Annotated in this window: 25 protein-coding genes and 1 tRNA gene; 12 read left to right on the top strand and 14 right to left on the bottom strand. The window is 61.1% G+C overall.

The window, feature by feature from the left end; all coding sequences use genetic code 11:
• Positions 1 to 9: 9 nt before the first annotated feature.
• Positions 10 to 492 (bottom strand): CreA family protein, encoded by a 483-nt coding sequence (locus B7X65_RS04160; protein WP_293592949.1) that lies wholly within the window; start codon positions 490 to 492, stop codon positions 10 to 12.
• A 151-nt stretch (positions 493 to 643) separates the two neighbouring features.
• On the opposite strand from B7X65_RS04160, the gene B7X65_RS04165 reads away from it, so the two are divergent.
• Positions 644 to 1,066, top strand: a complete 423-nt coding sequence (locus tag B7X65_RS04165; protein WP_293592951.1) for a hypothetical protein — start codon at positions 644 to 646, stop codon at positions 1,064 to 1,066.
• 61 nt (positions 1,067 to 1,127) lie between these two features.
• Here the strand turns inward: B7X65_RS04165 and B7X65_RS04170 are convergent, their stop codons facing one another.
• Positions 1,128 to 1,280, bottom strand: a complete 153-nt coding sequence (locus B7X65_RS04170; RefSeq protein WP_293592953.1) for a hypothetical protein — start codon at positions 1,278 to 1,280, stop codon at positions 1,128 to 1,130.
• 300 nt (positions 1,281 to 1,580) lie between these two features.
• On the opposite strand from B7X65_RS04170, the gene B7X65_RS04175 reads away from it, so the two are divergent.
• Complete coding sequence (locus B7X65_RS04175) at positions 1,581 to 2,192, top strand: DUF502 domain-containing protein (protein WP_293592955.1); 612 nt, start codon at positions 1,581 to 1,583, stop codon at positions 2,190 to 2,192.
• 92 nt (positions 2,193 to 2,284) lie between these two features.
• Here the strand turns inward: B7X65_RS04175 and infA are convergent, their stop codons facing one another.
• The 4 genes from infA to B7X65_RS04195 form a co-directional block, all read right to left on the bottom strand.
• Positions 2,285 to 2,536: a translation initiation factor IF-1 gene (gene infA / locus B7X65_RS04180; protein WP_077592971.1), complete on the bottom strand. Its 252-nt coding sequence runs from the start codon at positions 2,534 to 2,536 to the stop codon at positions 2,285 to 2,287.
• 60 nt (positions 2,537 to 2,596) lie between these two features.
• The gene (locus B7X65_RS04185) at positions 2,597 to 2,836 is read right to left on the bottom strand and encodes a hypothetical protein (RefSeq protein ID WP_293593024.1); all 240 of its coding nucleotides are present in this window, start codon (positions 2,834 to 2,836) and stop codon (positions 2,597 to 2,599) included.
• Positions 2,837 to 3,325: 489 nt separating this feature from the next.
• Positions 3,326 to 4,297 carry a response regulator transcription factor gene (locus B7X65_RS04190; RefSeq protein WP_293592957.1) on the bottom strand — a complete coding sequence of 324 codons (972 nt, stop codon included), beginning with the start codon at positions 4,295 to 4,297 and terminating at the stop codon, positions 3,326 to 3,328.
• Positions 4,294 to 7,728 carry an ATP-binding protein gene (locus B7X65_RS04195; RefSeq protein ID WP_293593026.1) on the bottom strand — a complete coding sequence of 1,145 codons (3,435 nt, stop codon included), beginning with the start codon at positions 7,726 to 7,728 and terminating at the stop codon, positions 4,294 to 4,296. Before B7X65_RS04195 ends, B7X65_RS04190 begins: the two co-directional genes overlap by 4 nt.
• 210 nt (positions 7,729 to 7,938) lie before the next feature.
• Between B7X65_RS04195 and B7X65_RS04200 the strand changes: the two genes are divergently transcribed.
• From B7X65_RS04200 to ureG, 7 genes are read left to right on the top strand one after another with little or no spacing between them, the layout of a single operon-like run.
• Complete coding sequence (locus B7X65_RS04200; RefSeq protein WP_077592967.1) at positions 7,939 to 8,241, top strand: urease subunit gamma; 303 nt, start codon at positions 7,939 to 7,941, stop codon at positions 8,239 to 8,241.
• A gap of 29 nt (positions 8,242 to 8,270) precedes the next feature.
• On the top strand, positions 8,271 to 8,456 hold the full coding sequence (locus B7X65_RS04205) for a hypothetical protein (protein ID WP_293592959.1): 186 nt from the start codon (positions 8,271 to 8,273) through the stop codon (positions 8,454 to 8,456).
• Positions 8,457 to 8,463: 7 nt separating this feature from the next.
• Positions 8,464 to 8,769: an urease subunit beta gene (locus tag B7X65_RS04210; protein ID WP_293592961.1), complete on the top strand. Its 306-nt coding sequence runs from the start codon at positions 8,464 to 8,466 to the stop codon at positions 8,767 to 8,769.
• A complete protein-coding gene (gene ureC, locus B7X65_RS04215; protein ID WP_293592963.1) occupies positions 8,769 to 10,487 on the top strand; it encodes an urease subunit alpha in 1,719 nt (572 codons plus the stop codon). The genes B7X65_RS04210 and ureC overlap by 1 nt, the downstream gene beginning before the upstream one ends.
• Before the next feature lie 14 nt (positions 10,488 to 10,501).
• Positions 10,502 to 11,122 (top strand): urease accessory protein UreE, encoded by a 621-nt coding sequence (gene ureE, locus B7X65_RS04220; protein WP_293592965.1) that lies wholly within the window; start codon positions 10,502 to 10,504, stop codon positions 11,120 to 11,122.
• 5 nt (positions 11,123 to 11,127) lie between these two features.
• Positions 11,128 to 11,817, top strand: a complete 690-nt coding sequence (locus B7X65_RS04225; RefSeq protein WP_293592967.1) for an urease accessory UreF family protein — start codon at positions 11,128 to 11,130, stop codon at positions 11,815 to 11,817.
• Positions 11,814 to 12,470 carry an urease accessory protein UreG gene (gene ureG / locus B7X65_RS04230; RefSeq protein ID WP_293592969.1) on the top strand — a complete coding sequence of 219 codons (657 nt, stop codon included), beginning with the start codon at positions 11,814 to 11,816 and terminating at the stop codon, positions 12,468 to 12,470. The genes B7X65_RS04225 and ureG overlap by 4 nt, the downstream gene beginning before the upstream one ends.
• A 157-nt stretch (positions 12,471 to 12,627) precedes the next feature.
• On the opposite strand, the gene B7X65_RS04235 is transcribed toward ureG, so the two are convergent.
• Both B7X65_RS04235 and B7X65_RS04240 read right to left on the bottom strand, forming a co-directional pair.
• Complete coding sequence (locus B7X65_RS04235) at positions 12,628 to 13,041, bottom strand: hypothetical protein (protein ID WP_293592971.1); 414 nt, start codon at positions 13,039 to 13,041, stop codon at positions 12,628 to 12,630.
• A gap of 148 nt (positions 13,042 to 13,189) precedes the next feature.
• Positions 13,190 to 13,277, bottom strand: a tRNA-Ser gene (locus B7X65_RS04240).
• Between the two features lie 308 nt (positions 13,278 to 13,585).
• On the opposite strand from B7X65_RS04240, the gene B7X65_RS04245 reads away from it, so the two are divergent.
• The 3 genes from B7X65_RS04245 (at position 13,586) to B7X65_RS04255 (ending at position 15,982) form a co-directional block, all read left to right on the top strand.
• Positions 13,586 to 13,954: a hypothetical protein gene (locus tag B7X65_RS04245; protein ID WP_293592973.1), complete on the top strand. Its 369-nt coding sequence runs from the start codon at positions 13,586 to 13,588 to the stop codon at positions 13,952 to 13,954.
• 170 nt (positions 13,955 to 14,124) lie between these two features.
• The gene (locus tag B7X65_RS04250; protein WP_293592975.1) at positions 14,125 to 15,270 is read left to right on the top strand and encodes a hypothetical protein; all 1,146 of its coding nucleotides are present in this window, start codon (positions 14,125 to 14,127) and stop codon (positions 15,268 to 15,270) included.
• A gap of 4 nt (positions 15,271 to 15,274) precedes the next feature.
• Positions 15,275 to 15,982 carry a hypothetical protein gene (locus tag B7X65_RS04255; protein WP_293592977.1) on the top strand — a complete coding sequence of 236 codons (708 nt, stop codon included), beginning with the start codon at positions 15,275 to 15,277 and terminating at the stop codon, positions 15,980 to 15,982.
• A gap of 50 nt (positions 15,983 to 16,032) precedes the next feature.
• Here the strand turns inward: B7X65_RS04255 and B7X65_RS04260 are convergent, their stop codons facing one another.
• From B7X65_RS04260 to B7X65_RS04285, 6 genes are all read right to left on the bottom strand, one after another.
• Positions 16,033 to 16,581, bottom strand: a complete 549-nt coding sequence (locus B7X65_RS04260; RefSeq protein WP_293592979.1) for a hypothetical protein — start codon at positions 16,579 to 16,581, stop codon at positions 16,033 to 16,035.
• 532 nt (positions 16,582 to 17,113) lie between these two features.
• Positions 17,114 to 18,355, bottom strand: a complete 1,242-nt coding sequence (hemW, locus tag B7X65_RS04265) for a radical SAM family heme chaperone HemW (RefSeq protein WP_293592981.1) — start codon at positions 18,353 to 18,355, stop codon at positions 17,114 to 17,116.
• A 19-nt stretch (positions 18,356 to 18,374) separates the two neighbouring features.
• The gene (rdgB, locus tag B7X65_RS04270; RefSeq protein ID WP_293592982.1) at positions 18,375 to 18,974 is read right to left on the bottom strand and encodes an RdgB/HAM1 family non-canonical purine NTP pyrophosphatase; all 600 of its coding nucleotides are present in this window, start codon (positions 18,972 to 18,974) and stop codon (positions 18,375 to 18,377) included.
• A gap of 46 nt (positions 18,975 to 19,020) precedes the next feature.
• Positions 19,021 to 19,749, bottom strand: a complete 729-nt coding sequence (rph, locus tag B7X65_RS04275) for a ribonuclease PH (protein ID WP_293592983.1) — start codon at positions 19,747 to 19,749, stop codon at positions 19,021 to 19,023.
• Positions 19,750 to 19,860: 111 nt separating this feature from the next.
• Positions 19,861 to 20,763, bottom strand: coding sequence for a PP2C family serine/threonine-protein phosphatase (locus B7X65_RS04280; RefSeq protein ID WP_293592984.1), 903 nt, complete (start codon positions 20,761 to 20,763; stop codon positions 19,861 to 19,863).
• On the bottom strand, positions 20,760 to 21,767 hold the full coding sequence (locus tag B7X65_RS04285) for a serine/threonine-protein kinase (RefSeq protein WP_077592949.1): 1,008 nt from the start codon (positions 21,765 to 21,767) through the stop codon (positions 20,760 to 20,762). Before B7X65_RS04285 ends, B7X65_RS04280 begins: the two co-directional genes overlap by 4 nt.
• Positions 21,768 to 21,825 lie beyond the last annotated feature (58 nt).

Here is a 21,825-nt window from a genome sequence, read left to right on the forward strand (position 1 = left end):
CGGGAGGCATCAAGGCTGCAACGGAATTTTCATGGCGAGATCAACAGGAACCGCTGCGACACTGTTTTGCGGCGAGCCTTCAATCACCCGGTCCGAGTACGTCAGGTACACCAGGGTGTTGCGGGCGGCATCGACCATGCGTACGATGCGTATCCTCTTGAAAACCAGCGATATCCTCTCGCTGAAAACCTCTTCCTGCTGCGGCAGCGGTTTGACAAACGAAATCGGCCCCACCTGGCGGCAATCAATGGACGCCTCCGATTTGTCTTCGGCCAAACCCACGGCCCCCTTGATGCCCCCCGTTTTGGCCCGCGAAACGTAACAGGTGATGCCCCTGACCTTGGGGTCATCATGGGCGTCGACCACGATCTTGTGATCGGGCCCGATGAACTTGAACACGGTGTCCACCTCGCCGATGCTCTGGGCGTGGACGGGTGACAACACGCCGAGCAACAACGACAACAACAACGGGGAGAGGGTGAACTTTTTCATGGGGTCTCCTTCAGCGTGAACATACCCCACTATAGCCACGCCTTTCCTCAATAGCTGCGCGGGTTGTCCGGCCGGCGCCTGACAAGGGGCCGGCTGCAAGGGAGTAGCATTGGCCACTCAGCTCCATCCCTTGCCTATGAGGAAGCCCCGATTGCGAAAACTGCTTTTTACTGCCTGCCTGCTGATGGCCGCTCCCCTGCTGCAGGCCGCCGGAGAATCCGCGCCGGCGAACGCTCCCCCGCTGACAGGCACCTGGTCCTGGTCGCTCTTCGGGGGCAGCTGTACCGAGACGTGGCAGTACCGCAGCAACCGCACGGTGCTCAGCACCAGCGGGCAGGAAGTGGCCGAAAAAACATACGAGGTCGCGAAGCTGCCGGACGCCAACGGTTTCTACAAACTTGTGGAGACCGTGGTCCGGCAAAACGACAAGAAGGATTGTTCCGGGGCGCTGCTGGAGGGGCCGGGTGAACAGATCACCCGCTTCATTCAGTTCAGTCCGCAGCGCGACAAGATGCTGGTCTGCGAGAAGGCCTCTCTCCAGGCCTGCTTTGGACCGGTGTCGAAGATGGAATGAGCAGCGCGCCGTGGTGGGTGCTATATGGAAATGCCCCGGCGGGTGAGGCCGGGGCAGGGTGTCAATTCGAATCGCTCTGCGCCCCGGCACGCCGACGCCGCGTCGCAGCTGGCCTGAGCGGCGTTACAGGCGGGTTGCGCCTGCTGGCGTAGCGGCGATACAGCCTGGCCGCCAGCCCGGAGGTGATGGCGAAAACAAGCAGTTTGCGAAGCATGAAGTGCCTCCCGGATTTAAAAAACGCCGAACAACATCAAGAGAATGATGACGCTGATCGGTACACCGAGTAACCAGGCAATGATGGGCATGTGATTTCTCCTTGTTAAGTACGAAACCCAAAGATAAGCACCTCACGCAGGAGCGAGTGCCGGAAGCGGACCCCAGCAAAGGTAGGGCCAGACCTACACGGCAGCGTTGAACGCCACACCTGGTCGCGGGACGAGCCACAGAGCTTCGGTATATTGGGGGGCTTCGCTCACCACCCTGCCCGGCCCGTTTTTCCCTTTTTGAAACCACCATGAAAAAGCTCTACAGATATTTCTTCCGCGGGCTGATCACCATCCTGCCGCTGGCCCTGACCCTGTACCTTCTCTTCATCATGCTCGCATGGATGGAGACCCTGACGTTGTGGATCCTGCGGCCGCTGTTCGGCGACTTCTACATTCCTGGCATGGGGCTGGTGGTCGGCATGCTGGGCATTGTGTTGATCGGCTACCTGGTGTCCAAACCGCGCGTGCGCAAGGCGCTGCTGGTTGTCGAGCTGCCGTTCACCAACCTGCCTGTCGTCAAAAGCATTTACTCGTCGCTCAAGAGTTTTGCCGACTACTTTTCGCCCACGGGCAAACAGGGCGAACAAAGCGTGGTGATCCTGCGCATGCCGGACAACGGGCTCGAAATTGTGGGTCTGATCACGCGCCGCAGTTTTTCGGATCTGCCCGCGGGCTTTCTGCCGGGGGAACGTGTGGCGGTGTATTTGCCGATGGGCTACATGATCGGCGGCTACACCGTTTTTGTGCCTGTCGAATGGGTGCAACCGATTGCGATGACGGTTGAGGAAGCGATGCGCTCGTCGATGTTCGCCTGGATGGCGCGGCCACCGAGTTCTGCGGACAACGCGCCCCGGCCCTGAGTCGGCGTTCTATTGCTATCAATAAAATAGCTATTGCCGCCCGCCCGATAAGGACTGGCAGCCAAAATGATCTATAAAAGAGTGGCTTGCGACTAGTGGGTGCGCGAAGGGCCTGGGCCACGGCCGGCAATGTGCCGGAACGTGATGCGCCCCTTGCTCAGGTCATAAGGCGACAGCTCCAGCGACACCTGGTCGCCCGCCAGAATGCGGATATGGTTCTTGCGCATCTTGCCGGAGGTGTAGGCCACCAGCTTGTGGCCGTTGTCCAGCGTCACGCGAAAGCGCGAGTCCGGCAGCACTTCGTTGACCAGTCCGTGCATTTCAATCAGTTCTTCTTTGGCCATGATGAAAACTCCTTGGGAATTTGAAAAAAATCTGTCGTGCAGGTGATCGGGCAAAGCCGTTCAGGCGCAAACCGGCGACGTGCGCTCGTGAATCCAGCCGAGGGCGTGTTCCGTGGCGTACTGCACGGCAGCCGCGGCGCTGTCAAAAAGCCCGCTGAACCGCAGCACGCGGTCATGCGTGGCACTGCCGCGCCCGGAGCGGATGGAGACCGACGCCGCGTAAAGGCCTTCGCCCTGCGGTTTGGCGAGCGGGGAGACAAGGTACTTGCCCACCGCGATGTTGGTGTGATCGATGTTCATAAAGTCCATGCCGGGTATTTTTCCCGGCTTGATAAATAAGGAAATAACGGCTTGCAAGCAAGCCCGCGCGTGTTCGGGTCCTGACCGCCAAGCTTTACAACATAAAGGACTGGCTGGTTGAGCCTTGCGTGGGCACCGTTGGGGGAGGTGCTCGCCGGAAATGGAACAGTGTTTGAGAGGGTTCAGCGCTGTAGGGGCACTGAAAACACTGTGAATTCGGGCTCTTGGAAGCGCCGCATTTGAGAAGGAAGCCGCGTGGTAAGGGGGCTTCGATGTAAAAAGCTGATGCTTTACCGAATCGCTTATTGTAACCGTTACCACGCCTGCGCGCACAAAGCCATTACTGAGACGCAGGAAGCAAGGCGCAGAACACCCTCCGAGGAGGTATTTTCAAGCAGGGGCCGCGGATCTGGCTCTGCCAGTCCGCAGGCGCAGCGCACCCTCGGGGGGCAGAGAGCTACGCGCAGCGAGCGAACGTGGGGGCTCTATCTATTGCTCAAACTGCGGGTGCAGCAGCCGGATCCGGCTCATGGCCATGCCGGCCGCGGCCGTGCGGGTTTCCACGCCAAGCTTGGCAAACACCCGCTCCAGGTGTTTTTTCACCGTCATCGGGCTGGTGCCCAGGATGTCGCCGATGTCGCGGTTGATCTTGCCTTTGACCACCCAATACAACACCTCAGCCTCGCGCGCCGTGAGCTTGAAGCTCAGGCTCATGGCCTGGATCACGGTGTCGTCGGACTCCTCGCGCATGATGATCAGCCAGTCGTCGTCGCCAGTCTGCTGGTGCAGTCGAAAGGTCAGCCGGCGCGCGACCGAGGCAGCGCTCTCGCACACCAGGCGCGGCGGCTCGATCTGCCGCTCGGCATCGGCCAGGTTGCGCCGTAGCCAGGTCAGCACGGCTGCAGGCGTCTGCGGCGCGCTGGTGCCGTAATACTGCTGCAGCAGCTCGCGCGCCAGCGGTGTCTGCCACATCAGCTTGCCGTCATTGGCTCGCACCGTGATGGTGGCGTAGCCAAAGGCGTCCAGGGCGTTGCGCGCCTGGCGCTTTTCGCGCGCGCTCTGCAAATGCACACCGATGCGCGCCAACACTTCCTTGGGCTTGATCGGTTTGGTCACATAGTCGACACCACCCGATTCCAGCGCGGCGACCAGGTACTCGGTCTCGGTCAGCCCGGTCATGAAGATGATGGGAATGTGCGCGGTACGCGCATCGGCCTTCAGGCGCTTGGCCACCTCGAAGCCATCCATGCCCGGCATCATCGCGTCGAGCAGCACGATGTCGGGCAGGGCCTGGGCAGCGCGCTGCAAGGCGGCTTCGCCGTGGGTGGCCACCAGCACGGTGTAGCCCGATTCATCGAGCGCGTCGTGCAGCACTGACAGGTTGTCGGGCACGTCGTCGACGATCAGCACCACGTCGCTGTTGGCGCGGTCCAGCGTGTGCGCGAGTGTGCGGTCGTTCATGTCGGCACCTCGCTGAGCTGCTGGCTCATGGTTTCAAACTGGAACTGGCGCGCCAGGCCGCGCATTTCGGCGGCAAACCCGGCGCTTTGCGGCTGTGATTTTTCGATCTCGTCGAGGGTATTCATGATGCCGCGAAAATAACCGAGGTTGACCACCTCGCGCAAGGCGTCGAGCTGCGCCGCGGGCGGGTAGATGCGCGGCAGCGCAGCCGGCGCCGGTGCGGCCGGCGCCTGCGGCGGCGCTTCCAGCCAGACCAGCGCCAGGCGCCGCTCCAGCCAGTCGATCAACTCACTGTGGCGCACCGGCTTGAGGATGAAGTCTTCGAGACGGATGCCGACGTCGTTGTCCAGCCCCTTGTCGAAGGCGTTGGCCGACACGATCGCCAGGTGAATATCGGCATGGCCCGCCGCACGCAGGCGGCGCAGGGTCTCCCAGCCGTCGATGCCGGGCATGGCCAGGTCCATCAGGATGACCTCGGGCCGGTAGCCGGCGGCCAGCAGGTCCAGGCAGTCGTGACCGCTGGCGGCCGTGCGTATTTCGAAACCGAGCGGCTGCAACACATTGACCAGCAGTTCGCGGTCGGCCTCCTCGTTGTCCACCACCAGCACGCGCCGGCGCGGCCCCGCATAACCGTAACGTGCCTTGTGCGCACGCGACGATGGCGCCGGCAGCGCCGCGCCGGGCGCCAGCCGCACTTCGGGCAAAAACAGCTTGACGCGAAACACCGAGCCGACATCGGGCGTGCTGGCCACCGTGAGTTCGCCGCCCATCAGGTCGGTCAGCATCTTGGCAATCGTCAGCCCCAGGCCCGCGCCCGGTGCAGCGGGGCCGGGTGTTGACGCCCGCGTGAAGGGCTCGAAGATGCGCTCGATTTCCTGCGCCGACAGGCCCGGGCCGGTGTCCTCTATCTCGATGCTGGCCATCTCGCGCGCATATTTCAGGCGCAGGTTGATGCGCCCCCTGGCCGTGAACTTGACGGCGTTGCCCAGCAGGTTGATCAGGATTTGCCGAACACGTTTTTCGTCGGCACGCACCACCACCGGCAGCGTGCCTTCGGACTCGAAGTGAAAGCCCAGCCCCTTGGCTTGCGCCTCAAGCTCGAACATGCCGGCCATCTCCTGCACAAAGTCGGCAAAGTGCATGGGCCTGACATTGAGCGTCAGTTTGCCGCTTTCGATGCGCGCAATGTCCAGCGTTCCCTCGATCAGCGAGAGCAGGTGTTCGCCGCCGCGCTTGATGACGCCTACCGCCTGCTGGCGGTGCAGCGGAATCGACGTGTCTTCGCCCATCAGTTGCGCATAACCGAGGATGCTGTTGAGCGGCGTGCGCAACTCGTGGCTGATGGCGCTGATGTAGCGGCTCTTGGCCTGGTTGGCCAGATCCGCCACCCGTTTGGCCTGCTGCAGGGCCTCGTCGGTCTGGCGGTGCGACTCGATTTCCCTCATCAGCAAGTGCGTCTGGCGGTTCGACTCTTCCTGCGCCACCTGCCGGCTCTTGTGCGCCAGCACCAGCCACCAGGCCACCAGCCCGGCAATCACCAGCAGCGCCATGTAGGCCTTCAGGAAGCCGGAGCGCAGCGCCGATTCGGAGGCGGCCTGCAGGTCCAGCAAGGCGCGCATTTCCTGGTGGTAAAGCAGGCCGAACACGCTGGCCAGCAGGGGCACGATGATCAGCATCAAGAGCAGGAAGTGCCCGAGCCCGGTGTCCAGATACGGCCAGATACGGCGCGGCAGCAGCCAGCGCAGCGTGGCCGACCATTGCGCCGACAGGCTGGCCTGCGGCTTGCACAAATCGCCGCAACGCGCATCCAGCGTGCAGCACAGCGAACAGATGGGCCCCTGGTAGGCCGGGCAATGCGCCATGTCCGGGCCTTCGTAGTCGCGCTCGCAGATCACGCAGCGCTTGAGGGCATAGGGTTTGTAATTGCCCTGGGCATCGGCCTCGGGCGCTTCCCCCTGACGGGCAATGTAATAGCGCCCTTTCGTGGCCCAGGCAATCAGCGGCGAGGTGACAAAGGCCGTGCCCAGCGCAATGACCGCAGAAAAAGCCTGGGCCAGCGGGCCGAACAGGCCCAGGTGCGCGGTGACCGACAGCAGCGAGGCCAGTGCCATCGCCCCCACACCGACCGGGTTGATGTCGTAGAGGTGCGCACGCTTGAACTCGATGCCCTTGGGCGACAGGCCCAGCGGTTTGTTGATGACGAGGTCAGCCACCACCGCCATCATCCAGGCAATCGCGATGTTGGAATACAGGCCCAGCACATCACCGAGGGCCTGGAACACATTCATCTCCATCAGCATGAAGGCGATCAGCGTGTTGAACACCACCCAGACCACGCGCCCCGGGTGACTGTGCGTCAGGCGCGAGAAGAAGTTGGACCAGGCGAGTGATCCTGCATAGGCGTTGGTGACGTTGATCTTGAGCTGCGAGATCACCACGAACAGCGCCGTCGCCGCCACCGCCCAGCCGTAATGCGGAAACACGTATTCATAAGCCGCCAGGTACATCTGGTTGGGGTCCACCGCGCGCTCCAGCGGCACCATGTGCTGGATCGCCAGGTAAGCGAGAAAAGCGCCGCCCAGCATCTTGACCACGCCGAGCAACACCCAGCCGGGGCCGCCGGCCAGTACGCCGGCCCACCAGCGGCGACGGTTGGCCGCCGTGCGCACCGGCATGAAACGCAGGTAGTCGGCCTGTTCGCCCATTTGGGTGATCAGCGCGATGCCTACCGTCAAAGCAGCACCAAACAAGTGCAAATCAAACCCTGAACTCGTGCCTTTTTCACCTTTGTAGTGCGTTATCCCCGCAAAGGCCCCTGGATCACGCACCAAAACATACACAAACGGCACCACCAGCATGATCAGCCAGAGCGGCTGCGTCCAGACCTGCAAGCGGCTGATGGCCGACACCCCATGGGTAACCAGAGGGATGACCACCAGCGCGCAGATCAGGTAACCCCAGCTTGGCGGAATGCCCAGCGCCAGCTCCAGCGCATAGGCCATGACCGCCGCCTCCAGCGCAAAGAAGATGAAGGTGAAGGACGCGTAGATCAGCGAGGTCAGGGTCGAGCCGATGTAGCCGAAGCCGGCGCCGCGCGTCAGCAGGTCCATGTCGACGCCGTAACGGGCGGCATAAACGCTGATCGGCAGGCCGGCCATGAAAATGATGAGGCCGGTGGCAACGATGGCCCAGAACGCGTTGGTGAAGCCGTACTTCACCAGCAAGGTGGCGCCCACCGCTTCCAGGATCAGGAAGGAGGCCGCACCAAACGCGGTATTGGCGACCCGCCATTCGGACCACCGGCGAAAGCGCTGCGGCGTGAAACGCAGCGCGTAGTCTTCCATGGTTTCGCTGGCGACCCAGCTGTTGTAGTCGCGTCGGACCTTGATGATGCGCTGCACCGGCGCCTCGGGCCCCGCCTGCGCAGGCATGGCGGGCGCCCACGGGGGCACCGCCTGGGTCGGCAGGGGCGGCGGCGTGGCGGTGGCGTCCATGGGGTGTCAATACGTCATAAGGCGGAGCCTCATCAAGTGCAGATTCCATGCCACAGAGGGAAAACCAGCGCTACGGGGCCCATTCGTGTGGCACCATTCTTGCACCCCGGCAGAGCGTCCACTGCTGCAGCCGACCCCGGAGAACCCATGGAACTGACCCCCAGAGAAAAAGACAAGCTGCTCATTTTTACGGCCGCGCTGCTGGCCGAGAGGCGCCAGGCCAGAGGCCTGAAACTGAACTACCCCGAAGCCGTCGCGCTGATCAGCGCCGCCGTGATGGAAGGCGCACGGGACGGCAAAACCGTGGCCCAGCTCATGAGCGAAGGCCGCACGATTCTGACGCGCGCCGACGTGATGGACGGCATCCCCGAGCTGATCCCCGACATCCAGGTCGAAGCCACCTTTCCCGACGGCACCAAGCTGGTCACCGTGCACCAGCCGATTGTGTGAATCATCCACCCCTGCAAAAAGCCCGCACCATGAAAACCAGCCTTGCTCTCAAAACTATAGCTACTTGCGCAATAACAACATGGGCTGGAGCCTCATTTGGCCATGACGGCCACCTGATGGCCGGCGCCCACTGGCATGCCACCGACGCCTGGGGTTTTGTGGCCCTGGGCGGCCTGGTTGTGCTGGCGATCTGGCTGTCCAACAAAGACAAATGAGACGGTCATGATTCCTGGCGAAATATTCACCGATGGCCCCGACCATCCGCTCAATACCGGCCGTCGCACCCTGAGCGTGGTGGTGCAAAACACCGCGGACCGGCCCATCCAGGTCGGCTCGCATTACCACTTTGCCGAGACCAACGGCGCGCTGGCCTTCGACCGCGCCGCCGCGCAGGGCATGCGGCTCAACATCGCGTCCGGCACGGCCGTGCGTTTTGAGCCCGGGCAGCAGCGCACGGTGGAGCTGGTGGACTTCGCCGGCGAACGAAAAATTTACGGCTTTCGCGGCCTGGTACAGGGAAAAATCTGATGGCAACCATAGGCAGACGCGCTTACGCAGAAATGTTCGGCCCCACCGTAGGCGACCGCCTGCGGCTGTCCGACACCGAGCTGATGATCGAGGTCGAGGCCGACTACACACTGCGCGCCGGCAGTTACGGCGAGGAAGTGAAATTTGGCGGCGGCAAGACCATCCGTGACGGCATGGCGCAGTCGCAGAAAACGCGTGCAGAAGGGGCGATGGACTGCGTGATGACCAACGCGCTGATCATCGACCACTGGGGCATCGTCAAGGCCGACATTGGCCTCAAGGGCGGGCGCATCGCAGCCATCGGCAAGGCCGGCAACCCCGACACCCAGCCCGGCGTGGACATGATCATCGGCCCCGGCACCGAGATCATCAGCTGCGAAGGCATGATCGTCACCGCCGGCGGCATCGACTCGCACATCCACTTCATCTGCCCGCAGCAGATCGAGGAAGCGCTGACCTCGGGCGTCACCACCATGCTGGGCGGCGGCACCGGGCCGGCCACCGGCACCTTCGCCACCACCTGCACACCCGGGCCGTGGAACATCGAGCGCATGCTGCAGGCGGCTGACGCTTTTCCGATGAACCTGGGTTTTCTCGGCAAGGGCAACGCCAGCCTGCCGGCCGCGCTGCACGAACAGATCGATGCGGGCGTGATCGGCCTGAAGCTGCATGAGGACTGGGGCACGACTCCGGCCGCCATCAGCAACTGCCTGGACGTCGCCGAAGAAACCGACGTGCAGGTTGCCATTCACAGCGACACGCTCAATGAAAGCGGTTTTGTCGAGAACACGATTGCCGCCACCAAGGGGCGCACCCTGTGCGCCTTCCACACCGAAGGCGCGGGCGGCGGCCACGCACCCGACATCCTGAAGGTGGTCGGTGAGCAGAACTTCCTGCCGTCCTCGACCAACCCGACCATGCCCTACACCGTCAACACGCTGGACGAACATGTGGACATGCTGATGGTCTGCCACCACCTCGACCCGGCGATTGCCGAGGATCTGGCTTTTGCCGAAAGCCGCATCCGCAAGGAAACGATTGCCGCCGAAGACGTGCTGCACGACCTGGGCGCCATCAGCATGATGAGCAGCGACAGCCAGGCCATGGGCCGCGTCGGCGAAGTCATCATCCGCACCTGGCAGACCGCGCACAAGATGAAGGAGCAGCGCGGCAAGCTGCCGGGCGACACGGAGCGCAACGACAACTTCCGCGTCAAACGCTACATCAGCAAATACACCATCAACCCGGCGATTGCCCACGGCATCGCGCACGAGGTCGGCTCCATCGAACTCGGCAAGTGGGCGGACCTGGTGGTCTGGAAGCCGGCCTTCTTCGGCATCAAGCCGGCGCTCATCCTCAAGGGCGGCTTCATCGCCATGGCCGCGATGGGCGACCCGAACGCCTCCATCCCGACACCGCAACCGGTGCACTACCGCCCGATGTTCGGCGGCTTCGGCGGCGCGATTGCCAAAGGCTCGCTGACCTTTGTCTCGCAGGCCGGGCTGGCCGGCGGCATCAAGGAGAGGTTCGGCCTGGCCAAGAATCTGTCCGCCGTGAAAAACATACGCGGCGTGCAAAAGCGCCACATGATCCACAATGACTACGCGCCGAAAATGGAGGTCGATGCACAAACCTACTCGGTGCGCGCCGACGGCCAGTTGCTCACTTGCGAACCCGCCGTGAGCCTGCCAATGACACAACGCTACTTTCTTTTCTGAACTGAATTTTCTTCATGCTCCAGGTTTCCAAAATCATGCCGCAGGGCGCCGGCCTGGCACCCGTGCTGCTCAAACGCGCGGCCACCGTCGAACTCGACTGGGACGTGCGCCAGAAAAGCCGCTTCGAAGCCACCGACTCGCTGGGCCGGCAGCTCGGCATCTTTTTGCCGCGCGGCACGCTGGTGCGCGGCGGTGACGTGCTGGTGGCCGAAGACGGCTCCATGGTCAAGGTGATTGCCGCGCCGCAAACCGTGCTGCGCATCACGGCCTGCAGCACCCACGGCAGTCCTTTCGACCTGACGCGCGCGGCTTACCACCTCGGCAACCGCCATGTGCCTATCGAGCTCAAGCCCGACCACCTGAAGATAGAACCCGACCACGTGCTGGCGGACATGCTGCGGTCCATGCATTTGATCGTCAACGAAGTCAGCGAGTCCTTCGAGCCCGAAGGCGGCGCCTACAGCGCTGGCGGCCACGGCCATGCGCATGAGGGGGGACATGCTCACGCCCACGCGCCCGCGGCGGCACCCGCGCCGCATGTGCACGGCCCGGACTGCAAGCATGACCACGATCACGGTCATGAGCACCACGAGGTGCCGGTCCAGATCCACCCCCACAAGCCGCACAGCCATTGAGCGCGATGGCCCAGCCCCTGCCGGCCGCCAGCCTGCTGCAGCTGATCTGGCTGGCCTCGCCCGCCCTGCCCGTCGGCGGCTTTTCATACTCCGAAGGGCTGGAAGCCGGCGTGGAACGGGCGGGAGTAGCTACAGAAAGCATAGCGTCGGACTGGCTCAGCGACCAGTTGCACCTGAGCCTGGCGCGCGGCGACCTCGCGGTGATCGGGCAGGCCATCCCGGCCTGGCGCAACAATCATCTAAACAAGATCAATGCCCTCAACGACTGGGTGCTGCAGACCCGCGAAACCAGCGAGCTGCGGGCGCAGGCCGAGCAGATGGGGCGCTCCCTGCTGGAATGGCTGCGCAACCACCACAGCGTCAGCGAGGCGGATATAGACGCTTGCGCGAAGTTGCCACCCACCTACCCCGTCACCTTTGCGCTGGCCGCTTCGCCGCTGGCAGCCAATGTGCCCGACTGCCTGACCGCCTACGCCTTCGGCTGGGCCGAAAACATGATGCAGGCCGCACTCAAATCGGTGCCGCTGGGCCAGAGCGCCGGCCAGCGCATACTGGCCCGGCTGGCCGCAGAAATCCCGACCGCCATCGCCACGGCCATGGCACTTGAAGACCACGAACGCCAGGCCTTTTCGCCCATGCTGGCGATTCTTTCATCGCAACACGAAACCCAATACTCCAGATTGTTCCGCTCATGAGCATGCACCACATCGCCAACCGCACCAAGAAACTCCCGCCCTTGCGCGTCGGCATAGGCGGCCCCGTCGGCTCCGGCAAAACCACTTTGCTGGAAATGTTGTGCAAGGCCATGAAAGACAAGTACGACCTGGTGGCCATCACCAACGACATCTACACCAAGGAAGACCAGCGCATCCTGACCGTCAGCGGCGCGCTGGCGGCCGAACGCATCATGGGCGTGGAAACCGGCGGCTGCCCGCACACCGCGATCCGTGAAGACGCCTCGATCAACCTCGAGGCGATCGACCGCATGCTGGAAGACTTTCCCGATGCCGACGTGGTGTTTGTCGAGTCCGGCGGCGACAACCTGGCCGCGACCTTCAGCCCTGAACTCAGCGACCTGACGATTTACGTGATCGACGTGGCAGCCGGCGAAAAAATCCCGCGCAAGGGCGGCCCCGGCATCACCAAAAGCGATCTGTTCGTCATCAACAAGACCGACCTGGCTCCCTACGTGGGCGCCGACCTGGCGGTGATGGAAGCCGACACCATTCGCATGCGCACCACGGCCAAAGGCTTGAAGCCCTTTGTCATGACCAACTTGAAGACCAACACGGGGTTGGCGGAGGTGGTGGCTTTTATCGAAAGCAAGGGCATGCTCGGCGCGCATTGAGCCGGAGCATCAGGCACCAGGGAAGCGCTGAATAAGTCCTGGCGGATGCGCGGCAGCCGGATCGGGATGGAATGCAAGGCGGATTTCGCAGCCAATAGCTGGCTATTGGCAAGAAATTCGCTGATCGCGCGCCGCAGGGGACTTATTCAGCGCTTCCCTAAAGTTCGCTGGCGTCCTTGAGAACACGCGCTTTGTAGATCAGGCGCACGCGGGTCTGGCTCGCAGAACCCGACTGCAGGGCCAGAATGTCCATCTCATCGTGAACCCAGGAGGCGCTCCCCGCCTCCACACTGGACAAACCGCCGTGCAGCGGCAGTTCTGGTCCGTAACTGGCGCGCAGCGAAGCCACCAGATGCGCGAAAACCTCGTCGGGTTGCGCGGACGTACCCGGTTGCAGGACCAGTTCCACACGCTGCAGCGTTTGCTCCGCAAAAAAGAAGGTCTCGTCGAAAACCAGATCGGCCTGCTGGACACCATCAACCCGCCACCTGCCGACAGCACCAGCGACGGTCTGCGGCCGCCGAACGGGCTGAAGCCCCGGCACCGCTTCACGCAACTCGGAGGCGCTCATGCCCAGGTGCACACCCGGAGGAACAGGCGCCTGGGCAGCAGCAGTACTGCAGAAAATTGCCGATAGCAGTCCGACAACAGCAGGCCATGAACGCAAGGGGAAGGTCATCGGGATGTTTTGTATAACTTCGGGCCTGTGCTGGGCCGTCTGGCGGAAGCGGTGAGATTCGAACTCACGAAAGGTTTCCCTTTGCCGGTTTTCAAGACCGGTGCAATCGACCACTCTGCCACGCTTCCATGGCCGATATCTTAACCGGTACGTGACGAAATTTTTCAAAGGCAAAGGCAAAGGAACAATGGGCCGATTGGACAGATCCGCCCATCATTTCAATGCTGACTCCGCAAGGTCCACGGCGGCTACCGGGGCGGCGTGGTGTCGGTGGAGGAACGCAAGTACAAGCCGGAGTTCTTCAAGCTCTACAAAAGTCACACCCAGGGCAACAGCGTGGCTGAAGCCGGCGCTCAGGACGTTGCAGCCGGTCGGGGTAAATGAGTTTCCGGAGCCGTATGGCCAGAAGGGCCTGCATGTGGTCGGGCAGATGACGATGCACGGGAAAACCGTCCATGTGATCGCGGTGAGCCAGAACGGCTCCCTGGTCACGACGGTGACCAGTGCCGAGCTGCAGGCTGTGGGCTACACCTGGAAGGCGCTGACGGACTGCGCGGCTTCAGTCCAGTGGAAGGACCGGGTGCGCGCGCTGACTTGTGACAGTCCGCAGATCACGATGGCGTTGCAGAAGACGGCAGCTGTGCCAGCCAGGCAGGCTGAGGGGGCTGTGGTGCCAGCTGCGCCGGAGATGGTGCCTGTGACCGTGCTGGGCAGCACCGGTGGGCATGGGTTGCGGGATGCAGGTTATCTGCAGGCGCGCAATGAGGCTATCAAGCCTTATTCGCCGAATGTAGCTGCGAAGTAGGGTAGTTGCGAGTTGACCAGAAATCCTCATCTTCTCCTCTATTCGGAGGATGAAATCGTACTTATTCTCGGCAAGAATGTGTTATCGGCTGAGATATAACTCTGGACGATAATCTCGAACATATCAGTTGTCTCACATCTAGGCCGCAGCTGATGAACGAGGAGCGAGATATGAAACTGAAATCGATTGAATATTCCGAACGCAATGGTGAAGCTCAAGAGTGGAGCTTGGAAAGACTTCTGCTGGGTCAGAAAACGCTGCTGGTCGGAAAAAATGCGTCAGGAAAGTCCCGTACCCTAAATGTGATTAATGGCTTGGCTCGCCACCTTTCCGGCTTGCAGCCCCCTTCAGTATCCGGCACATACAACTGTGAATTCGAGCATGAAGAAAAAATCTATACATACCACTGTGTCTGTGCGAGCGGAGAGGTCATGGCTGAGGCACTTGTGATCGACGGTAAAGTATCTTTAGAGCGCGGTCCAGGAGGTGTCGGAAAAATCTGGGCGGAAAAAATTGACAAAGGGTCATATATCGATTTCCAAACACCTCCGTCCGAGTTTGCCGCTGTTACTCGCCGAGATTCGATTCAGCATAGTTTTTTAGAACCGCTTTATCAATGGGCTGCGGCGCTGCGCCATTTCCAGTTCGGATCAAATTTGGGTAAAGATCTGTTTGCCGTGTTCGCTGCGAACGGCGCCGAAATAAACGAGAGAGATCAAAAGGCTGTCGTTGGCCTGTTTCGCAATGGCAAACGAGACTTTGGTGACCGTTTTACTTCAGCTCTTATTCAAGACATGAAGGAAGTCGGGTATTACTTGGATTCAATAGACATAGGGGCCCCTGTATCTGTTGTTTTGCCGCCGACGCCTAACGGCGAAATACATGGATTGCTCTTGAAGGAAAAAGACTTAGAGGGTTTCACAGATCAGATTGGCATGTCCCAGGGGATGTATCGAGTACTCAGTTTATTAATCAATGTCGACTATTTCCAGCTCAAAGGCAAAGGGAGTTGCATTTTGGTTGACGATATCGGTGAAGGACTCGATTTTGAACGGTCTTGTCGCTTGATTAGTCTCCTCCGGAAGAAGGCAGAGGAGTTCAAGCTTCAGATCGTAATTTCGACGAATGATCGATTTGTGATGAATGAGGTGCCTCTTGAAGAATGGGCAGTCGCACAGAGGAAGGGCAACCGCGTCAGCTTTAAAAACATAGAGAATTCTCGCCAGATTTTCGAAAATTTTAAATTCACGGGATTGAGCAACTTTTCTTTTCTGGAGCTTGATGTAATCAACGAACCCATCGGCGAAGGAGCATGACTCAATGCGCAGACTTGCTGTGTTTGTAGAGGGCTTTACAGAAGTTTTATTTGTCGAAAAGCTAATTAGCGAGGTGGCTGGAGCGCACAGAGTTGTAATTGAAAAGCGGAGAATCTCGGGCGGTGTTTTGAAGCCGAGGCAGATCACAGTCATCGAAGCCGCAGGTCCGGTGGACGATCAGGAGTTTTATATTCTGCTTTACGATTGCGGGGGGGATCATCAGGTCAAGCCACGCATTGTTGAAGAACACAAATCTTTGACGGCAGCGGGCTATGAGAAGATTATTGGGCTTCGGGATGTCAGGCCACACACCGCTTATAACGATATCCCGCTCCTTGAGAGAAATCTTAGAGCTGGCATTGAGACGACTTTAACCCCCGTCGATTTCGTACTAGCTGTTATGGAGATAGAAGCTTGGTTCTTGGCCGAATGCACGCATTTCCCGAAGATAGATCCTAGTATTACCGTTGCAGAAATTGTCGCTAAGTTGGGTTTCAATCCAGAGGTTGAGGATATGGCCCTCCGCTTGACTCCTACGGAAGATCTTGCAAAGTCATACCAGATCGGTGGAAAAACTTATGCCAAACCCGCTCAAGATACCGTTGCGTGTCTCGATTACTCGCTTCTGTATCTTGAGCTCACAAAAAAAATACCGCACCTCAAAAACTTGGTAACAAGTCTGGATTCATTTTTGACACCGCTACCTTCATAGTCGAGTAAATGGCTAGAGGTGTTTCGAACTCACTCCATTTCTCAGGCAAATCACCCATGCATCAACTGATGCACCTCCCCTGCTAGATCCGCCAGCGTCAGCTTGATGTTCGAGCAGCCCAAGATAAACGCCGCGCTCTGCCACTCATCCGCTGAGTAGTTCTGCTCGATGTGCTTGTGCAGGCCGCGCAGCTTCTGCACATCGGTGCCTTTGCAGAACACCTTGCCCGCATTCCAGTCCGCCTTGTGGATGTTCGCCACCTCCAGCTGCTGCACCTTGGTCAGGCCAGCGATCAGCTCGGCAACCGGCGCATGGCCTTCTTCCTCCAGAGCCATGTTCAGTTCCCGGATTGCCCGGTCGGCTGACCACACTGGCGCTTCCTTCTCCTGGCTGCTGCCGCTGCCGTCCAGCTCGAGCGCGCCTTGCTCGGCCGCTTTCTTCTTCGCCGCCTTCTTGTCGGCCGCCTCGGCTGCCACTTCCTCCTTCACTGCCGCCAGCAGCTCCCGCGCCTCGGCCCGGCCGGCCTTGCCCTCGCTGATCCGACCGGCCAAGTCCATGCCCCGGGGATGGCACTTGCCGGCTTTTTCTACCTGGTGCATGCAAAGGACAGTTTCCAGGTCCTCGCAGCCCTCCCGCTCCATCCACCACTTGGTGTAGTAGCCTGCCGCTGCTGACAATCATTGACCACCATTCCGCTAAACGCTGACCACCTCGCTGGTGTTTACCACCGAATGTCGCCTTTGAAGAAGAGGTAACTACCGCTAAGGGCCCAAGGCGGTCTCACAATTGCGAAAAAGCAGACGCTCAACGTCGAAGGCAACCGGACCGCAACACACGCGGCGAAGCCGCTCCCTGCTGTTGTGGTTCCGTGTTGGCCGACCAGTTATACGGATGATTCATCGCCGATAGTCAACGGCAAATCAATCTGAGAATTGCAGCCTGTCAGAAATGACAGGCAAACTTTTGATTTACAAACAAAAAACCGGCCTAAGCCGGTTACCATTTGGTTCGAAAGCCACCGCTTCCGCCAAACAACGCCGCCCTCAGCAATTGCTGTCGGCGGCTTTTTTACATTTGAAGAGTGCATCGCTTCCCGCAAGGCAGTGCGCAAGGCCTGCTGCAAACTGGCTCTCAATCCCCCAAAAACAGCGTCTGCAAATCGTTCAGGAAGTCAAAGCCGCGCTCGGTCGGTTTGACACGCGCAAAGTCGCGCTCGATCAGGCCCTTGCGTTCGGCCTCGTCCAGCCCGGCCTGGATCGCAGTCAGCGGCAAACCGGTTTTTTCGGCAAAGTCCTGCAGCTTGAAGCCCTCGCGCAAGCGCAGGGCGTTGAGCATGAACTCAAACGGCAAGTCGGCGCGGCTGATTTCGTTGTCCTGCGACACCGGCGTGCCGGCGAGCGCCTTGTCCATGTAGAGCCTGGGCTCCCGAAAGCGCACCTGGCGCACCACGCGGTGCGCAAAACTGAGCTTGCTGTGGGCACCGGCGCCTATGCCGAGGTAGTCGCCGAACTTCCAGTAGTTCAGGTTGTGCAGGCAGCGGTGGCCGGGCTTGGCGTAGGCCGAGATCTCATACCGGTCCATGCCCGCCACCCCGGTCAGTTCGGTGATGCGGTCCAGCATGGCGTAGGCGTCGTCTTCTTGCGGCAGCACCGGCGGGTATTTGGCGAAATACGTGTTGGGTTCGACCGTCAGGTGGTAAATCGAGATATGCGGCGGCTGCAGCGCCAGCGCCTGCCGCATGTCCTGCTCCAGGTTCTCCAGCGTCTGGCCCGGCAGCGCGTACATGATGTCGAGGTTGAAGGTGTCGAAGGACTGCGCAGCCTCTTCGACCGCGGCAATGGCCTGGGCGCGGTCATGCACGCGGCCCAGGGTTTTCAGGTGCCTGTCGTCAAAACTCTGCACGCCAACCGACAGCCGCGTGACACCGGCGCTGCGAAAGGCCTTGAAGCGGTGTTTCTCAAATGTGCCGGGGTTGGCTTCGAGCGTGATTTCGCAGTCGGGCTCCAGCCGCAGCCGCGCGCGGATGTCGCCCAGCAGGCGGTCGATGGCCTGCGGCGAGAACAGGCTGGGCGTACCGCCGCCAATGAAGATGCTGTGCACCGTGCGGCCCCAGATCAACGGCAGCGAGGCTTCAAGGTCGGCCATCAACGCGTCCAGGTAGCGCTGCTCGGGCAACTCGCCAGAAACTTCATGCGAGTTGAAATCGCAATAGGGGCATTTCTTCAGGCACCAGGGCAGGTGCACATACAGCGACAGCGGCGGCAAGGCGCTGAGCTGCAGCGTGCCGTCCCGCATGTAGTGCTGGATGTCCTTGAGTCCCGCCCCGGCTTCCTCCGCAGGCGACGCACTGACAACAGGAATGGGGAAGGTCATGAGAAGAAAGCGGAAACGCTCACAACCAGCGCTCGCGCATCAGGTCCATCATCTGGCGCGCCGCCATGCCGCGGTGGCTGTTGGCGTTTTTAACCTCGACCGGCAATTGCGCAAAGGTCTTGCCGAAGGCCGGGATGTACATCACCGGGTCAAAACCAAAACCGTTGCTGCCCACCGGCTCGCGCGCGATCTCGCCGCTGACACGGCCCACCGCAATCAGGGGCTCGGGGTCGTCGGCTGAACGCACGGCCACCAGGGTGCTGACAAGCGCGGCGCGGCGCTGGTCCAGGCCGACCATCTGTTCGAGCAGGGCGCGCACATTGTTGTCGTCGCCTTTTTCGTAGCCAAACTGCGTGGCGTAAAAAGCCGTGTCCACACCGGGCAGGCCGCCAAAGGCATCGACACACAGGCCGGCGTCGTCGGCCAGCGCCGGCAGGCCGCTGAGCCGTGATGCATGGCGCGCCTTGGCCAGGGCGTTTTCGACAAAGGTTCGAAAAGGTTCCTCAGCCTCCGGGATGCCCAGGTCGGCCTGTTTCACCAGTGTCACGCCCAGCGGCGCCAGCATGGCCTGCAGTTCGGCCAGTTTGCCGGGGTTGTTCGATGCAAGTACGATTTTCATAAGCAAAATATGGCTTCAGCCCAATCAGGACGGGCGCAAGCAGCTATTAATTCAGGAGCGACTGCTGCTGCAGCGTGACCAGCTCGCTGATGCCTTTTTCAGCCAGCCGCAGCAGCGCGTCCATTTCCTGGCGCGAAAAGGCGGCTCCTTCGGCGGTGCCCTGCACTTCGACGTAGTGGCCGGCGCCGGTCATCACCACGTTCATGTCGGTATCGCAGCTCACGTCTTCAATGTATTCAAGGTCGAGCAAAGGCGTGCCCTGCACGATGCCGACAGAAATGGCGGCCACGTGGCCGATGATCGGCGTCTCCTTGAGCTTGCCTTCGGCCAGCAGCTTGTTGACGGCGTCCTGCGCCGCGACAAAGGCGCCGGTGATGCTGGCCGTGCGTGTTCCGCCGTCGGCCTGGATCACGTCGCAGTCGAGGTGAATGGTGCGTTCGCCGAGTTTTTTCAGATCGAACACCGCGCGCATGGAGCGGCCGATCAGGCGCTGGATTTCCTGCGTGCGCCCGCTCTGCTTGCCGCGCGCGGCCTCGCGGTCGCTGCGGGTGTGGGTGGCGCGCGGCAGCATGCCGTACTCGGCAGTGACCCAGCCCTCGCCGCTGCCCTTCTTGTGGCCCGGCACTTTCTCCTCGACCGAGGCCGTGCACAACACCCGGGTCGCGCCAAACTCGATCAGGACCGAGCCTTCCGCATAGGCGGTGTAGGCACGGGTGATGCGCACCGGGCGCAACTGGTCGGCGGCACGGGCGCTGCTTCGCGAAAATGAACTCATGGTCAGGGCTTTCTGGCGTCACTGCGCCCGGGGAAACAGAAAAAAAAGAAAAGGGAAGTCATGCCAAAGGCAGCACCTGCGCGAAGGCGGCCAAGCTGCCAGGCGGGGAACTCAGGCCTTTTTTGCCGCAGAGCGGCGTATCGCCTCGTTGATTTCGGCAATGGAGCGTTCAATCGCCTCATCGTCAAGGTCTTCGACGCTGGAGTCGAGCACGCCTGCCTGGATGGTCGACGCAAACACGCCGTCCATGATGCTGTCGGTCGAAACGCCGCGCGTCGATTCGAAAGCGTCGGGCGTTTCCCACTCCATGGCCAACACGGTGACGTTGTCGCTGTGCTCGCCACCATTGCGCAGCGCATGTTCGACCATGTCGGGCACGGCGTCAGACACGCTGTTGCCAGCCATGTGGCGCACAATTTCAGCGTCGGTCAGCGTGCCCCACAGGCCGTCGGAGCAGAGCATCAGCTTGTCGCCCTGCTGCAGGACCACCGGGCCGGCGATATCGAACACCGGCTTGGACGGGGAACCCAGGCAGGTGAACAGGATGTTGCGGTTCAGGCGCTCGAGTTTGATGATGCCGGCGTTTTGCTGCTCCAGGTAGGAGTGGTCGCGCGTGCGGGTCAACAGCTCGCCGTCGCGCACCACGTACAGCCGCGAGTCGCCGCAATGGACCCAGGTCGCGCCCGAGCCCTGCAGGATGGCCGCCACCACCGTGGTCCGGGGTGTATCGAGCATGCCTTTTTCGCTGGCATAACGGATGATCTGGTGGTGCGCCGCCATCAGGGCCGACGAGAGGAATTCGGTGGTGTCCCTGACCAGTGGCCGGGCTTCCTTTTGATACAGCGCAGAAATGGTCTGCAGCGCCAGCTGGGCCGCCACCTCGCCTTCGGGGTGGCCACCCATGCCGTCGGCCAGCACAAACAGGCCCGACTCGCGCGTGTAGCAATACCCCATGCGGTCTTCGTTTTTCTCGCGACCGCCCTTGCGACTGACCTGAAAGACCGAGAATTTCATTTGAATTTCGTCGCAAAGCCGGTGGCCTTGCGCGCGGTTTTCTTGGTGTCTGACACCATGTTGTCAAACTGCAGCCGCATTTTTTCGCCGACGGTCAGCTTGGTGTAGCGCCGCTCGCCTTCGCGGCTGAGTTCTTTCTGCAGGGCAAAAACCGACTGCGGCCGCGACAGGGGATCGAGTGACATGCACCATTCAACCACTTCAATGAGGTTGTCCGAATACACACCGCGCAAACGGGAGAGTGCAAGCGACAGACGGTCTTTTTCGAGCCGCTGCGGCGCGTCATTGGGCGGATAACCCTGCATGGTCGCGTAAATACAGGCGCCGATCGCGTAGATGTCGGTCCACGGTCCCATGGAGGAATCACGCCGGTACATCTCGGGCGCGGCAAAACCGGGGGTGTACATGGGCCGGATGAAGTTGCCTTCCTTGCTCAGCACCTCACGGGCGGCGCCAAAGTCGATCATCACGGCCTTGTTGTCGTCGGTCACGAAGATGTTGGCCGGCTTGATGTCCAGGTGCAGCATCTTGTGCTGGTGCACGATGCGCAACCCGCGCAGGATTTCGTCAAACAGGGAGCGGATGGTCGACTCGCGAAACACCTTCTGTTTTTTGAGTTCGCGTGCGGTGATGATGAAATCCTGCAGGGTGCCGCCCTCCAGGTAGTTCATCACCATGTAGACGGTTTCGTTTTCGCGAAAGAAGTTCAGCACGCTCACCACGGACGCGTGCGAGATCTGGGCCAGCGAACGGCCTTCCTCGAAGAAACTTTTCAGGCCCAGCCGGTACAGCGAGAGTTTTTCGGGCTGCACCTGGGGCAGCAATTCTCCCGGCGGGCGGCTGGCCAGCGAGGACGGCAGGTACTCCTTGATGGCAACCTGCTGGCCCTCGTTGTCAACAGCCAAGTAAACTACCCCAAACCCGCCGGCCGACAGCTTGCGCACCACGCGATAGCCGCCAATGACGGTATCGGGTGGAAGTGGCGCGGGCTTGACCTTTGACATAATTCGGGATTAAGCAAGGTGACGGGATCACCAAGTCCTGTTTCTCTACGAAAAGCGT

The organism is Polaromonas sp. 39-63-25, assembly GCF_002278925.1.
Taxonomy (GTDB): Bacteria; Pseudomonadota; Gammaproteobacteria; order Burkholderiales; family Burkholderiaceae_C; genus Polaromonas.

Excerpts from the sequence above, each read along its gene's own strand:
- B7X65_RS04160 (WP_293592949.1), bottom strand. The coding sequence starts at position 492 with ATGAAAAAGTTCACCCTCTCCCCGTTGTTGTTGTCGTTGTTGCTCGGC.
- B7X65_RS04170 (WP_293592953.1), bottom strand. The coding sequence starts at position 1,280 with ATGCTTCGCAAACTGCTTGTTTTCGCCATCACCTCCGGGCTGGCGGCC.
- B7X65_RS04175 (WP_293592955.1), top strand. The coding sequence starts at position 1,581 with ATGAAAAAGCTCTACAGATATTTCTTCCGCGGGCTGATCACCATCCTG.
- infA (WP_077592971.1), bottom strand. The coding sequence starts at position 2,536 with ATGGCCAAAGAAGAACTGATTGAAATGCACGGACTGGTCAACGAAGTG.
- B7X65_RS04185 (WP_293593024.1), bottom strand. The coding sequence starts at position 2,836 with ATGAACATCGATCACACCAACATCGCGGTGGGCAAGTACCTTGTCTCC.
- B7X65_RS04190 (WP_293592957.1), bottom strand. The coding sequence starts at position 4,297 with ATGAACGACCGCACACTCGCGCACACGCTGGACCGCGCCAACAGCGAC.
- B7X65_RS04195 (WP_293593026.1), bottom strand. The coding sequence starts at position 7,728 with ATGCCTGCGCAGGCGGGGCCCGAGGCGCCGGTGCAGCGCATCATCAAG.
- B7X65_RS04200 (WP_077592967.1), top strand. The coding sequence starts at position 7,939 with ATGGAACTGACCCCCAGAGAAAAAGACAAGCTGCTCATTTTTACGGCC.
- B7X65_RS04205 (WP_293592959.1), top strand. The coding sequence starts at position 8,271 with ATGAAAACCAGCCTTGCTCTCAAAACTATAGCTACTTGCGCAATAACA.
- B7X65_RS04210 (WP_293592961.1), top strand. The coding sequence starts at position 8,464 with ATGATTCCTGGCGAAATATTCACCGATGGCCCCGACCATCCGCTCAAT.
- ureC (WP_293592963.1), top strand. The coding sequence starts at position 8,769 with ATGGCAACCATAGGCAGACGCGCTTACGCAGAAATGTTCGGCCCCACC.
- ureE (WP_293592965.1), top strand. The coding sequence starts at position 10,502 with ATGCTCCAGGTTTCCAAAATCATGCCGCAGGGCGCCGGCCTGGCACCC.
- B7X65_RS04225 (WP_293592967.1), top strand. The coding sequence starts at position 11,128 with ATGGCCCAGCCCCTGCCGGCCGCCAGCCTGCTGCAGCTGATCTGGCTG.
- ureG (WP_293592969.1), top strand. The coding sequence starts at position 11,814 with ATGAGCATGCACCACATCGCCAACCGCACCAAGAAACTCCCGCCCTTG.
- B7X65_RS04235 (WP_293592971.1), bottom strand. The coding sequence starts at position 13,041 with ATGAGCGCCTCCGAGTTGCGTGAAGCGGTGCCGGGGCTTCAGCCCGTT.
- B7X65_RS04245 (WP_293592973.1), top strand. The coding sequence starts at position 13,586 with ATGCACGGGAAAACCGTCCATGTGATCGCGGTGAGCCAGAACGGCTCC.
- B7X65_RS04250 (WP_293592975.1), top strand. The coding sequence starts at position 14,125 with ATGAAACTGAAATCGATTGAATATTCCGAACGCAATGGTGAAGCTCAA.
- B7X65_RS04255 (WP_293592977.1), top strand. The coding sequence starts at position 15,275 with ATGCGCAGACTTGCTGTGTTTGTAGAGGGCTTTACAGAAGTTTTATTT.
- B7X65_RS04260 (WP_293592979.1), bottom strand. The coding sequence starts at position 16,581 with ATGCACCAGGTAGAAAAAGCCGGCAAGTGCCATCCCCGGGGCATGGAC.
- hemW (WP_293592981.1), bottom strand. The coding sequence starts at position 18,355 with ATGACCTTCCCCATTCCTGTTGTCAGTGCGTCGCCTGCGGAGGAAGCC.
- rdgB (WP_293592982.1), bottom strand. The coding sequence starts at position 18,974 with ATGAAAATCGTACTTGCATCGAACAACCCCGGCAAACTGGCCGAACTG.
- rph (WP_293592983.1), bottom strand. The coding sequence starts at position 19,749 with ATGAGTTCATTTTCGCGAAGCAGCGCCCGTGCCGCCGACCAGTTGCGC.
- B7X65_RS04280 (WP_293592984.1), bottom strand. The coding sequence starts at position 20,763 with ATGAAATTCTCGGTCTTTCAGGTCAGTCGCAAGGGCGGTCGCGAGAAA.
- B7X65_RS04285 (WP_077592949.1), bottom strand. The coding sequence starts at position 21,767 with ATGTCAAAGGTCAAGCCCGCGCCACTTCCACCCGATACCGTCATTGGC.